The following is a 13,825-nucleotide window of genomic DNA, read 5'->3' as shown; positions in this document are numbered from 1 at the left end:
GGCGCTGCAGCTCGGCCACCCCGATGGATGCCCATCGGCGATGAGTCCGATCTGTTCCCTGCCGGCCAGTGGTGGGACGCCATCCGTGCGCCCGAAGCCATTGGCCGTCGGGCCATCGAACTCCTCATTGAGGCCAGCCACCCCGTTGGCCCGGTGATTCTCGACTCCGATGGACTAGAGCCACGCCTGTACTTCTTGACCGTCTCCGGCGCGAGCGTGGGCTGGGACGAACCCGGCACTGTCGCCCTCGGGCGTACGTGTCACGTCGTCGTGCCTTCGGCCGACCGGATGTTCCCGCCGGGCCTGCACTGGTACAACGTCCCCGCCCAGCCCCACACCTTGGCGCAGCCCGACACTCTGCGGCGCGCTCTCGCCATGGCGCGCAGGGAACAGCAGGGCGCTGCCGCCGAACCGGACTCTTGTCCGTAACTGCGTCGTTCCTCGTGCTGAGCCGCATGTCCGTGTGACACAGGCGAGGAGCGTTATGGCCGAATCCGACCACCACGATGACGTGACGGAGTCGCCGTGTCCGCGTCGTCGCTGGTCGCTCTCGAACTCGATGCAGATGTCCCCGGCGACCGGCTGTAGGGGAAGGCGTGCAACTCCTGCGCCATCACCTGTCGTTCCCCGTATATGCCTGTGCTTCCTGCCATGCGACAGCCTTTAGGGCGACGGAGCGACTCTGGGTGAAGCGGTGAGAACCGCGTCAGTAGAACAGGGATACCGGACTGATCCCGGCCGGGCCGTTTCACGATGGTGGTAGACCACGCGTTGTGAGACTGCCCCGCAGCGGATGACCTCGATCACCCGAAGTTTGAATGACGGGGGAAGGTGGTGGGGCAAGGCCCTGGGCGCACCCGGCACCCAACTCCCGTACGGCCTTGTCATTCCGGCCGTTCTGCAGCAGAGCACGCTCAGGTGCAGAACGGCCACATACAACTCCTGCTGTGGCGGGCGGGTTTCCCAGCACTCAGCCCGCTCGTCACAGCAGGTCCGTAACCGCACACGAGTCCTCCCACCGTCCCTCAAACGTAGCAGGGATGTCCGTTGCTCTCACCGAGATGAGTCCCTGTTCCTGCCCGACCTTGTCTGGCCACGTCACAGTGTCGACGACGAGAAGCGCGAAGAGTGCAGCCGAGCCACCCGCGGTGCCTACTACGAGCAGTAAATGAGCGAGGCCCAAGCCTGCGCGCATGCTGATGCACGGTCGTGAAGCGATCGTCTGTCGGGCCGTCAGGTTGAGGTGTCCCTGGAAGACCCGGAGGAGAGCGTGCCCCGGGAGGGAACAACTGCCGGAACCTGCCTCGTGATCGAACACGCCGAGGCGGGACTGGTCAATGCAAGCGAACTTCGGTAGGCGCAAACGCCTACTGCGTCGCGGGCGCGCGATCGCGAATATGCACGAGGTGCCCTTCTGCTTCTGCGCCCAGGCCACGGATCCGGCAGAAGTCAGCCGCCCATTCTGTGAGCGCCCGCCGACGGTCGAGGAGGGTGTTGTCGAGATCGAAAAGGACCAGCCTCTGCATGGGGCGAGACCCTACGGGACACTCCCCGGCCGGACCCGGCGGCGAGCAGGACGTGAAAAACCCCAGGTCACGAGTAGTGACTCTGGGGTTGTTCACGAGCTGCCACCGGGATCCGGCGGGTGATCCACGCATAACGAGATCACCAGTGATCGGGACGCGTAGCGCCCTCCCGTGCCGCCGGTACGGCTTCTTACGGCAGCTCCACCTCGACCGTCAGCTCGGCGGCGTCGTCGGAGGCCCGGAGTTCAAGCTCGGACACGTTGCCGGCCGCCTTGATGTCCGAGCCCAGCAGCGCGATGCTCTCCAGCACGTCGGCGGGCGCCTGGAACACGACCCGGGCGACTTCCGCGCGCATCGACAGCTTCGCGGTGGACTTGGCCTTGCGGACGACGGCGATCGCCGAAGCGGCGACGTCGGCCAGCTCCGGCCGGCCACCGTCGGCACCCGTCGAGAACTCCTCGAGCGTCGGCCACGGGGCCAGGTGCACCGTGGAGTCGTGGGTCCACGACCAGGTCTCCTCCGTGGTGTAGGGGAGCACGGGCGCGAACATCCGGGTCACGATGTCGAGCGCGGTGCGCAGCGTGGCCCTGGCCGACTCCGCGCCCTCCTCGCTGACCTTGCCGTACGCCCGCTCCTTGACCAGCTCGACGTAGTTGTCGCAGAAGAACCAGAAGAAACGCTCGATGCCGTCCAGCGCCGAGGTGTAGTCGAATCCCTCGAGCGAGGCCGTCGCCTCACGCACGGTCCCGGCCAGCTTCGCCAGCAACGCCTTGTCCAGCGGATCCGTGGTCTGCGCTCCGGCAGCCGGGGCAGGCAGCGAGAGCACGAACTTGCTCGCGTTGAGCAGCTTCACCGCGAGCCGACGGCCGATCTTCATCTGCTGCGGGTCGAAGGCGGTGTCGGTCCCCGGACGGCCGCTCGCCGCCCAGTAGCGGACCGCGTCCGCGCCGTACTCGTCCAGCAGATGCCCGGGCGTGACCACGTTCCCCTGCGACTTGGACATCTTCTTGCGGTCCGGGTCGAGGATCCAGCCGGAGAGCGCGGCGTGCTTCCACGGGGTGGTGCCGGCCTCCAGGTGGGACCGGACCACGGTCGTGAACAGCCACGTGCGGATGATGTCGTGCGCCTGGGGGCGAAGGTCCATCGGGAAGACCTGCGCGAACAGCTCAGGGTCGGAGAGCCAACCGGAGGCCAGCTGGGGGCTCAGCGATGAGGTCGCCCAGGTGTCCATGACATCCGGCTCGCCCATGAAGCCGTTGGGCTTCCCCCGCTGGTCCTCCGTGAAGCCGGCCGGACAGTCGCTGGAAGGGTCGACAGGAAGCATCGACGCGTCGGGGACGAGCGGCTCGCGGTAGTCCGGCTGGCCCTCCTCGTCCAGTGCGTACCAGAGCGGGAACGGCACCCCGAAGAAGCGCTGCCGGCTGATCAGCCAGTCGATGTTGAGGCCCTGGACCCAGTCGTTGTAGCGGGACTGCATGTGTGCCGGGTGCCACTGGATCTCATTGCCACGGGCGAGGAGTTCGTCGCGGTGCTCGACGGTCCGGATGAACCACTGCCGGCTGCTGACGATCTCCAGGGGCTTGTCGCCCTTCTCGAAGAACTTGACCGCACGCGTCGTCGGACGGGGGTCGTCGACCAGACTGCCGTCGGCCCGCAGCTCCCCGACGAGGATCTCCCGGGCGCTGTGCACCGTCTTGCCCACGACCGTGTCGTAGATCGCCTGCGCCCGCGCGGCGTCCTCGCTCGGCAGGGTCTCGAAGTCCAGCGCGAGCAGCCGGCCGTTGCGGCCGATGACCGTACGGGTCGGAAGCTGGAACTCGCGCCACCACATCACGTCGGTCATGTCGCCGAAGGTGCAGATCATCGCGATGCCGCTGCCCTTCTCGGGGTCGGCGGCACGGTGGGCGACCACCGGGACCCGGACACCGAACAGCGGCGAGACGACCTCACTGCCGAAGAGCGGCTGGTACCGCTCGTCGTCGGGATGCGCGACCAGCGCCACGCAGGCCGGCAGTAGCTCGGGCCGGGTCGTCTCGATGAAGACGTCCTCGGACCCGTGCTTGAACGCCACCCGGTGGTACGCCCCCGAGGCATCCTTCTCGATCACTTCGGCGTTGGCGACCGCCGTCTGGAACGACACGTCCCACATCGTGGGCGCCTCGGACTGGTACGCGTCACCGCGCCGGAGCAGGTTCAGGAACGCCGCCTGCGAGACCCGCTGGGCCTCCTTGCCGATGGTCGTGTACGTCATCGACCAGTCGACCGAGAGCCCCAGCTTGCGCCAGAGCTCCTCGAAGACGAGCTCGTCCTCGGTGGTGAGCTTCTCGCACAGTTCGACGAAGTTCTGCCGCGAGATGCTGACCGCGGGGGCCTTCTTGTCCTTGCCCGTCCGCTCGGCGATGGGCGTGGGCGCCACGAAGTCCGGGTCGTACGGCAGCGAGGGCTCGCAGCGCACCCCGTAGTAGTTCTGCACGCGGCGCTCGGTCGGCAGACCGTTGTCGTCCCAGCCCATGGGGTAGAAGACGTGCTTGCCGCGCATTCGCTGAAAACGGGCGACGATATCGGTGTGGGTGTAGCTGAAGACATGCCCCACGTGCAGGGAACCGCTGACCGTGGGCGGCGGAGTGTCGATCGAGAATACGGCGTCACGACTGCCCGGCCGGCTGAAGCGGTATACGTCGGCCTCGCTCCAGAACTGCGACCACTTCGATTCCAGCTCGTCGAGCGAGGGCTTCTCCGGAAGCGGAGACCCATAGCGCGTCACACCGACACACCCTTCCCAGTCAGTCCTGCATTTTGAGATCGGCCGAACGGCGAAACCCGCCGACGGCGGCGACTTCGGTACGGATCCTCAGCGATACCGATGAGTCCAGACTCGACCCCATGCCTAGTGTAGGGGCCCCGGGCGCAAGCCCCTGCCCTGCTTTCCCGGAAGATCACCGGCAGAGCGGCGCCCGGAACAGCCCGGCAGGGCGTCCCCGACGTTCACTGACGCAGCGGCGGCACGTCCCTGTTCCGCCCCTGGCGCGCGCTCAGCCCAGCCCCGGAATCGATGTCCACCCGGTTGTCCATCCGGTTGTCCTGCCGGGGCGCGAGTCCCGTCCGTCCACGTCGAGCGCGAACCTCTCCTCAGATGCGGTGAGCTGCAACAACCACTGCCGTTTCGGCGAAGAAGAAGAGCCCGGCGTCTGCGGCCTGTTGAAGCGCTGAATACCACTCGTCGATCTCCTCCAGCCCCACCGAGCCGTTTCCTCGCATCGCGGTCGACCGCAGTGCCCCATGGATATCGCCCACCCGGCGAGCGGCATGGCCGGAGAGTTCCGTTGAGGAGGTCACCAGGGTCTCCACATGCGTCCGGGCAAGCGATGACGCCTGGACCAGGCCGGGCAGCTTGCGCCCGATCCTCCCGTCCGAGCTGTCCATCCACGGGGGCGAGTCATCGGCGAAGGCGTGGCCGACCTTGCGGTCCAGGCCGACGGGGGCGCCCGAGATGACGAGCGCGTCGAAATCGGAATGCGAGAGTACGGCGCGACCCCCCGGCCGCAGCACGCGCCACACCTCGTTCAGGAGCTGCGCGGGGTCGGGCAGACACTCGAGAAGGTTGGACGAGATGACCGCGTCGACGCTGCCGTCCGGGAGTGGCAGCTTCTCGCGCAGATCGACCGATGTCAGCTCCACGGCTGCAGGATGGGCCCGCAGCCGTTCGCGCGCTGTTTCGAGAGCCTCCTGTGACTTGTCGAACCCCGTGAGGTGCGCCTGTGGAAAACGCGCCGCGAATGCGGCCAGGGCGGGGCCGGTGCCGCAGCCCAGGTCGACGACCCGGCCCTGTGCCGGAAGGTCGGCGAGATCCATGAACCGGTCATGCAGCGTCTCATTAGGTGTGGGCACGCAAGCCTCTCCATTTCGCGTGATACGCAGTCATGTATGCGTCAGATCGGCGTATCTTAAGGTCCTGCGGTATTCCCCGGCTCAGGATTATTGGTCCTGGCTGTCAGTTCCAACCGGGACCGCGGTCTCGGCTGGAGGCCGTCGGCAGGGTGCCCGGCGCCGGAGCGTGCGGGTGGCGGCAAGGCCGGCCGGTCGGCCTCGTGTGCGTCGGCTGACACCTTCTGGCGGCGCCTGGACCGGCCCGGGTGCGGATGATGCGGTACGTCGTCCGACTTCAGGATCGCAGGGTGTCGAAATGCTACACTAATTCCGTGCGCTATTTCATTCAATACCCTGCGGGTATCAGTGAGCTTATTGTTGATTCTCTTTCGCGTTATGTCGATGATTTCAGCATTCACTATCAGGATGATAGTGCAATGATTTTCGAGTCGACGTCAGATGCCGCACGAGTATCGTCGATTCCTTTTGCCAAAAATGCCTTCATTGTCATCGCGGAGGCGGACAGGGGGAGGATCGACGACAGTGTTCGGGATCTCACCCAGGTCCTGAAGGGGCAGCGGTTCCCCGTCATTCCCGACTCTCCCCGCGGGTTTCGCGTGATGGCCCACATCGACGGCGAGCTGTCTTCGGTCGACCCGGCGGCGAAGCAGGGGCTGGAGAGGCTCGTCTCGGCGAGCACCGGTGGCCGGGTCGAGGCGCGAGGTATGTGCCAGGAGTACTGGGTCATCGGTCGCCTCGACATGGGCGAGGTGCTGTTCTGTGCCCGGCTCCCCAAGGTGGCGCGCCCCAAGAAGGCTCGTGGGGCCGTCTCCTACGAACTGTCGTCCATGTTCGTCATGGCTTCGGGCCCCAGCCCTCAGGACGTCTACCTCGATCCCTTCGCGGGGAGCGGTTCGTTCGTGACCGCACGCCTGGAAGCGCCTGCGCGCGAGATCATCTATTCCGACGCGGATCTGAATTCTCATCGGGATGGCTTTCCGGGCGAGATGATCGATGACCGGCGAGTGCGTCTGCTCTCGGAGGACGCCCTGAAGCTGCCTTCGATTCCCGACGGGGCCGTGGATGTCATCGTCACGGATCCCCCGTGGGGTGAGCACGAAGAAGTTCCCATGCCGTACCCGGAATTTGTGAGTGCTGTCTCCGATTCCTTCAATCGGGTTCTGAATCCGGAGACGGGGAGATTCGTACTGCTCTGCGCTCGAAGGAGTTCTCAGATCTTTCGGGAGAGCCTGGAAGGCGTCTCCTTCGCGATCGACGCAGCGCACGAGATCCTGGTGAACGGCCACCCGGCCACGGTGCTGGTCGGCAGGAGAGGGGCCGGTGAACCGGCGGGGACGGACGCGAAGGGCGTCGGCCGGCGGGCGCCGCACTCGCCCCAGAAGCCCTTGCTGGTGGGGATGAGCACCTACCGTCGTGCCGTCGGCCGGTTTTCTCAGTAGGCCACCCCTGGAATCCGCAGGCAAACCCTGAAATCCGTGCGAGGTGAAGCGAGGCCACCGGTAACGGCTGTCCCCGCTTCACCTCAGTCCTCTCAGTCCTCTGCGTCCGCGAGCGACTCCGGTGCCCAGGCGCCCACCGCATCCCTCACCAGCAGGACGGTTGCCGGCTGTCGGTCGTCCCGGTCCCCGTCCGGGCTCGTGCCTGCCCACACGAGGTGGATCACGGCTGCGTCGGACCGGTCGTCGTAGCGTTCGGCCACGCCTGCCCGGATGCGGCTGTCGCGCCAGCGGTTGGTGGCCGACTGGCCCTTGAAGTACTCCGGGAAGGCCTTGCGGTCCACGCCGGTGACGTCGGCGAGCAGGACCTTTCCCCCGATGGCCACGAGCCGCTTCTCGAGGGCAGGGGGGATGTTCGCCTGCCGGCTCTGCTCCAGGGCGCGCTGCAGGGCGGAGTCGCTCACCTCCCCGGCGAGCGCGTCACCGTCGGGCGATGCGGACGCTGACGGTGATGGTGACGGTGCGGCGGTTGTCGGGGACGGAGTGGGGGGCGGCTTCGGCTTGGCCGTGTGGGATGGCGTGGCGGTGGCGGAAGCCGTTGTGCGGACCGGGGTCGCCGATGCCGCCGGCGGGCCGGCCGCGGGGGCGGACCCGCCGCTCAGGTCGGGCCAGAGCAGCGCGACTCCGATCACCGAGAGGACCGCGGACATGGCGAGCATGATGATGCCCGAGCGTTCCGTCCCGTCGGTCATTTCAGATGTCCAATGCTGTCCAGTGAGCTCATGCGGACGTCGGACTCCTTGACGACGTCACCGGTTCTCGGCGCCTCGATCTGTCTGTTCTTCCCCAGATAGATGGATACATGGAAGAGTCCTTGACCGCTGCCCGGATTGTCCGAGAAGAAGAGCAGGTCCCCCGGTTCCGCGCCGGCCAGGTTTCTGGAACTGGTGATCCGGAGTTTTCCGCTGTCGTGCTGAGACTGCGCAGTGCTGGTGATCATGATGCCCGCTCGTGCGTACGCGTACTCGGTCAGGCCTGAGCAGTCGAATCCCTTTGTGTACCTCCCGCTGTATCCGCCGGGAGAGCAACAAATGCCGTACGAGGGCCCGTTCGCGTCTCCGCCGCCCCAGGAGTAGGGCGTTCCCTTGTACGACCGGGCCGCGTCGATGATGATCTTGGCCTTCCCGGTCGCGTCGACCGGTTCGGAGATGTCTCCCAAGGCGTCGTACTCGGCCTTGGCGTTCAGTACGTCGGAGACGTACTTCTCGGAGTGGTTGTAGCGGTAGATGGCATCGTGCTCCGTCGTTGTGTTGGTGAAGTCGGCGTCACCCTTTCCGCAGAGGTACGCCGCCGTGGTCAGCGCCGAGTCGAAGACGTTCTGCGGGTCGGTGTCACCGTCGTCGTCGCCGTCCGCTGCGGGCACGCTCTTCCAGGTCTGGGGGAGGAACTGGGTGGGCCCGACGGCCCGGTCGTATGTGGTGTCGTTGTCGTACGTGCCGTTGTCGGTGTCGGTGATGCGTTCGGTGCCGTTACTGCCGTCCAGGACGGGGCCGATGACCGGCGGCTCCACGTTGCCGTACGTGGAGCCGCGCTTGTCGACGACCTTGCGGCCGTTGAACGTGCCGTGGTGGGACTCGATCTTTCCGATGCCGGCCAGCAGGGTCCACCGCAGGTGCGTGCACTTGGGGCGGATCTCCTTGATCTTCGCCTCCGCCGCCAGGTACGCCTCGCAGGTGGGTGCGGGGATGCCGGCCACTTTGACGCAGCTGACCTGGGACGGCACCTTGTCCCCGCCTTTCGAATCTCCATGGGGCAGCAAGCCCGCTGCTACGAACATGGCGATGAAGAGGAAGATCCAGGGAAGGACCGTGCATATCGCCAGGACGATGAAGGCCTTCTTGGCACCGCTCATCGGCTCGGACTCGGTGGCTTTGGTCACCCGCTGTTACCTCCACCATCCCTCCTGCGAAGGTTTCGGTGATCGGCGGAGCGGCGGAGGTTCTGGTGCTGGTTCCGCCTTCCGTTGATCACGCCGTTCAGCTTCTGTGCCTCGCTGTGGTGCTTACTTTTTGTCTTGCGCATCCGCAGGGAGGAATCCCGCTGGGCGTCACGTGTCCGGCTGTCCGTGCGGGGCGTTCGGGTGCTCGCCGCCGCGAGATTCCGCTTCTCGGTGGCGACGGCGTTCTTGAACCGGCTGCGGATGGTGGGGGCTTCCTTGGCGATGTGGCGTCCGGTGCGAGCCGTGGCGAGCGTGGCCCGCCCGGCACGGCTGTTCTGCATGCGCTGCATCGCGGCCTTGCGGCCGTTCTCCACGCGCTTCTTCGCGGCGTTCTTGAGCCGGGCCTTCAACGCCGCCTTCGCCGAGGCCTGCAGACCGGCGGACGTGCCGCCGGACCCTACGGCCGCTGCCACCGTGGTGCCGAGCTTGACCGCGCCCTGGACGCGTTGCTTGAGCCCCTTCTTCTGCTTGCCACCACCGCGTGCACCGCCGCCGCCTGCACCGCCACCGCGTGCGCCGCCGCCACCGCCGCCTGCACCGCCGCCGGCGGGCGGCTTGCCGCGCCAGAGGTCACGTGCCTTGCCGCCGACCTTGCTCAGGGTGGCGCCGTCCTCCTTGAGCTGATCCAGACCCGAAGTGCCGCCCTTGGTGGCCCCCCGGAAGGTGCTGCCCTCGCCGCCCCCGCCCGTCTTGCTGGCCATTTTCTGACCGAAGTTGGACGCGACGGTCTTGGCAGCTGCCGTGACCTTCTTCCGGAACATCAGGAAGGCCAGAGCCAGGAAGTCGATGGTGAGGAACTTGACCGTCATGACGTTGCCGGTTTTGGCGTCCAGCACCGCGATGACCATGACCAGGAAGAAGGCCAGGAACATCACCGAGAGGAAGATGGCCAAGATGACGCGGACGACCCCGGAGACCCAGTTCCACATCAGGGTCCGGCCGCCGCCCGGCAGGATGCCCGCGATCAGGGCCGGCTGCGCCCGGATGACCTCAACCGCCATCCAGACCTGCGAGACCAGGAAGGTGCTCGAGACCGCCACCACCAGCCCCACGACGATGATCGCGGCAAGGGCGATGAACCAGACGCTGAGCAGGTTGTCCAGCGACGCGGAGATCTGCTGCTCATCCATGGTCTTGTTGTCGCCGTCGCACTTGGCGATGACCTGCTTGTCCGCGGGCGCGACGTACTTCTGCCAGGCGTCGGAATGCGTCGCCTTGTCCTTGAAGTCCTTGACCGCCTGTTGCTGCGCGTCATCGACCACGGTGTAGATGGCCCAGGGGTTGCCGGTGGCGAGCAGGAGGCTGTGCTTCAGCCCGTCATGGGAGAAGACGTTGCTGAACGCCTTGCCGAGCTTGTCGTACCAGGGTCGGTCGTTCTCCTTCTTCATCATCTGCGGCAGCACGAGCCGGTTGAAGTTGTAGCGGGTGAGCGTGGCCTGGCCGTAGGCCGCGCTGCATTCCCCGGTGATGGCCTTGCCGGTGTAGAGCACCCAGATCGGACGCTGGATGAAGGCGTCGACCAGCCCGTCGGTGATCGGGCGGCTCACGCCCCTCGCCGGGTCGTCCTTGTTCTCCTGGCCGGAACAGGTGGTCGGTTGCGTGTCGCCGGTATCGGTCTTCGCCTTTTCCTTCTGCCGGTCCTTCGCGCACCTGTCGTCGAGAACCACGTCGGCGATGGCGAGCGAGATCTGCTTGGTCACCCCGAGTACGCCGGTGTCGTCGGCGTTGCCGATCAGCACCTTGCCCGGGTGGAGCAGGGTCACACTGGCGATGGAGGCGATGACAAGGGATGTGCAGATCTCCATCCAGCCCTTGGACCGCTGCTTGAACAGAATGAGGTAGCCGGCCCAGACCACGACGATCGTCAGGAACAGGACCTTCAGCCCCAGGCTGTCGATCATCCGTTCCTTGATGGTGGCGGCGATGTCGGAGACCGGGGTGAGGAGATCCTTGGCCAGGCCGAAGTCCAGGGCCCAGTCGACCAGCCAGCAGGCGAAACCGATCACGGTCCTGATGACACTGAAGCCGATGCCGATCAGGAAGGCGATGATCTTGCTGATCACGTCGAACGTGCCGCCCTGGTCGACGTTGAGACCGTAGGCGCTGATCGGGACGCCGTTCCTGTCCACGATGTCGAAGATGCCGAGCACCTTGCCGGGGTCCGTGGTCCGCGGCGGGGTGCACGTGAGTACCGGAATCGCGTCGTTCGGATGGCAGGGGTCCGCCGTGGGTTCCGCCCACGCGCCGTGCGTGAGGAACAGCGTGACCACGATCGGTACGCCGATCAGGATCAGCAGGCGCAACCAGACGCGCGGCTGCCGGATCACCCCCGTGAGTGCGGTCATATGCTCGTCGCCTCCGCCGCTTCCATGGCCTCGGCCGGCTCGTCGAGGGTGGCGCGGCCCGGCGTCGTGTGGATGGCATCCGCGGCATACTCGTCCGCCGGGATGAGCACCTTCATGCCGCCGATCCGCTTCTTCAGGTCGTAGTAGAGGCATTCACCGGAGCGCAGCAGCCGTTCGTCCTCGGAGACGTTGATCGGTGACAGGTTCTCGGTCACCAGCTTGAGCAGTTCCGGGTCGGTGCCGTCCAGCCCGAGGAACTCCAGTCCCCGGGCCGCCAGTTGCTTGTTGCGGTGGCGGAAGAGGAAGCGGTGCGAGACCAGGCCGCGGATCTTCTCGCCGTACTCGGAGTTGGCGGGACCGACGTCGTACGGGTCGTGGGAGCCGGCGAAGGCGCCACAGCCGTGCTTACGGCCGTCGTTGATGATCTCCAGCAGGAGCTCCGTGCCCTCGGCCGACGAGGTCAGCCACCAGCACTCGTCGAGGAACACCCCGACGAACTCCTCGGGGTCGGCGAAGGCGATCTCCCGGCACAGTGCCGCCACGAGGTACATGAGCCGCCAGCCGAACTTCTTCTCCACTTCGAGGCTGGAGAGCCGGTGGCCCTCCAGCTCGGTCTTCTTGGGCAGACCGATGTTGGCGGCGGAGAAGATGATCGTGTCGGCGTCCGTGATCTCCACGATGGGCAGCTCGGGGTCGAAGATCACCCGGCCCAGGTCCTTCTTGGCCAGGGAGCGGAGCTTGCGAGCCAGTTCGCTCGCCGCGGCCCGCACGTTGTGGTCGTCCGGATCCTGCGGGTCGGCCGTGTGGGCGCGTTCCGTCAGGGTGTCCAGCAGCAGCCGCATGCTGGGGTTGGCCGACTTGTGGGTGGCGTCGATGGCGTCGGCGAGGGTGACGCCCTCGGTGCTCATCGAGGCGATGTCCAGCAGCGGGGTGAGGAAGGATTCGGTGTAGCGGGCCGCGCGCGGTCCCTTGAAGACCCGCAGCGGGTCGAGAGAAACCTCGGCTTCCTCGTCCACGGTGATGACCTGGGTCTCGCCCGGGCAGGCACGGGCGAACCGGGCCCATTCCTGCTGGGGCGTACGGTCGATGGCCAGCGCCCGGCCGCGGCTGCGGGACCGGCCGATGCGCCGGCCGGTGGTGAGGATCGAGTACATGGCCGTCTTCATGGCCACCGACTTGCCGGAACCCAGCTCTCCGATGAACACGGCCGATGCCGAGGCGTTCATCCGTGGGCCGAGACTGAAGTCGACCAGGACCGGGCGGGCTCCACCGCCGTTGAGCTGGAGTCCGAACAGCGAGCCGCCGTCGTCGCCGAGCGCCTGGCCGCAGAAGGGCAGTGACATGGCGAAGTCCTTCGCCAGCAGGAACTGGGCGTAGTCGTTCATCACCCGGGGTGTGGGTGTGCCGGGCAGCATGCTGTGGAAGAGCGGGGTCTGCTCGCCGATGGGACGTACCAGCGTGTAGTCGTTGCCGCCGAAGTGGTTGATCAGTGCGGCCGCCTTCTCCTCGGCCTCCTCCGGGTTCTGGCCCCAGACACAGGTGACCACGCTTGCCCGGATCTCCACCTCGGTGGTGGACGAGGTGAGCCGTGAGCGGTATTCGTTGAGTGAGGCACTGGCCTTGTCCAGGCTGGCCGGGACGCCGGCCGTCTCGCCGTCGTACTCCCCACGCTGGTGCGCCAGTTCGCGGGCCTGCCGACGTGACTTGGGCTCGGCCTTGGAACCCGGCTCGATGTGCAGCCGGACCGCCCAGTCGACCGGGAACCCGAAGTCGTCCAGGGCGGCCAGGTATTCGCTGCCGGGGAAGGCGAAGGCATCCGGCATCTCGGCCAGGATGGAGAACGCCTGGTAACTGTCGCCGAACTCGGTCGTCGACTTCACATAGCGGTGCCGGAACGGGTTGAGGGGTACGCCGCGGCGTTCCTCGATGCCGTCGGTGCGCCCACCCTCGTCGATGATCACCTCCGAGTACGCCGCCACGGCCCGCCCGCGGCCCATGACGCCCCGGGGCTCGTCGTACTCGGGAAGCAGGGGTTCGGCCAAGCCCCGGCGTGCGGAGTGCCCGTAGATCCACAGGATCTCGCCCTCGGTGGCGGGGCGGAGCCGGATGGCGGACGGCCAGGTGGCCGCGAGGTGCCGGGCCTGTTCGATCCGGCGCTCCTCCTCCGCCTTGCCGATGGGGGCGGTGGGCAGCCCGAGGGTGCTCATCACCTCGTACTGGGCGGACGACAGTACGGACAAGGCGCCCTGTCTGAGGTCGGTGTGCCTCATCGGTACGCAGAGGAAGTCGACCCGTCCCGAAAGCTCCATTTCCTCCAGTTCGTCGAGAACACGAAGGGACAGGTCCACGTACTCCGGCGAGGCGTCCAGGTCGATACCCGCCGTCATACGGGTGACGACGCTGGCGGCATCCACCTGCGGGCAGAGGCTGAGCAGCAGGGCTTCGCCCTTGATCGACTTGAACAGCGACTCAAGTGCGTTGAGCCGATCGTGCTTGGCCGATGCGGAGGCGTGGCTGTAGTTGTCGGAGTCGACCCGCCACACAGCCCACACCGTCGCGTTGGTTGTCCAGATCAGATGGCCGCTGATGTGGCGCACGGGAAGACGCATGGCAGTTCATCCATCCTTCGTT

8 protein-coding genes are annotated in these 13,825 nt (G+C 66.6%); 2 read left to right on the top strand and 6 right to left on the bottom strand.

Annotated elements, in window-relative coordinates; genetic code table 11:
- The first annotated feature begins 27 nt into the window (after positions 1-27).
- A complete protein-coding gene (locus OG782_RS16260) occupies positions 28-429 on the top strand; it encodes a hypothetical protein (RefSeq protein ID WP_406451569.1) in 402 nt (133 codons plus the stop codon).
- Positions 430-1,716: 1,287 nt separating this feature from the next.
- On the opposite strand, the gene valS is transcribed toward OG782_RS16260, so the two are convergent.
- The gene (gene valS, locus OG782_RS16255) at positions 1,717-4,290 is read right to left on the bottom strand and encodes a valine--tRNA ligase (RefSeq protein WP_406451567.1); all 2,574 of its coding nucleotides are present in this window, start codon (positions 4,288-4,290) and stop codon (positions 1,717-1,719) included.
- Between the two features lie 365 nt (positions 4,291-4,655).
- Entirely contained in the window at positions 4,656-5,378 is a 723-nt protein-coding gene (locus OG782_RS16250; protein ID WP_406451565.1) for a methyltransferase domain-containing protein, read from the bottom strand.
- 347 nt (positions 5,379-5,725) lie between these two features.
- Here OG782_RS16250 and OG782_RS16245 point away from each other — a divergent pair, with 347 nt between their 5' ends.
- Positions 5,726-6,853: a hypothetical protein gene (locus OG782_RS16245; RefSeq protein WP_406451563.1), complete on the top strand. Its 1,128-nt coding sequence runs from the start codon at positions 5,726-5,728 to the stop codon at positions 6,851-6,853.
- Positions 6,854-6,945: 92 nt separating this feature from the next.
- On the opposite strand, the gene OG782_RS16240 is transcribed toward OG782_RS16245, so the two are convergent.
- Genes OG782_RS16240 through OG782_RS16225 form a run of 4 tightly spaced genes read right to left on the bottom strand, consistent with a single transcriptional unit; the run spans position 6,946 to position 13,803 of the window.
- The gene (locus OG782_RS16240) at positions 6,946-7,602 is read right to left on the bottom strand and encodes a hypothetical protein (RefSeq protein ID WP_406451561.1); all 657 of its coding nucleotides are present in this window, start codon (positions 7,600-7,602) and stop codon (positions 6,946-6,948) included.
- Positions 7,599-8,789, bottom strand: coding sequence for an NlpC/P60 family protein (locus OG782_RS16235; protein ID WP_406451559.1), 1,191 nt, complete (start codon positions 8,787-8,789; stop codon positions 7,599-7,601). Before OG782_RS16235 ends, OG782_RS16240 begins: the two co-directional genes overlap by 4 nt.
- Entirely contained in the window at positions 8,786-11,194 is a 2,409-nt protein-coding gene (locus OG782_RS16230) for a hypothetical protein (RefSeq protein ID WP_406451557.1), read from the bottom strand. The genes OG782_RS16235 and OG782_RS16230 overlap by 4 nt, the downstream gene beginning before the upstream one ends.
- Complete coding sequence (locus OG782_RS16225) at positions 11,191-13,803, bottom strand: ATP-binding protein (RefSeq protein ID WP_406451555.1); 2,613 nt, start codon at positions 13,801-13,803, stop codon at positions 11,191-11,193. Before OG782_RS16225 ends, OG782_RS16230 begins: the two co-directional genes overlap by 4 nt.
- Between the last annotated feature and the right edge of the window lie 22 nt (positions 13,804-13,825).

Source organism: Streptomyces sp. NBC_00876 (assembly GCF_045207435.1).
In the GTDB taxonomy this organism is placed as follows: Bacteria; Actinomycetota; Actinomycetes; order Streptomycetales; family Streptomycetaceae; genus Streptomyces.
Note: the sequence above shows the minus strand (reverse complement) of the source record. Positions and strands in the feature narration are given on the sequence as shown.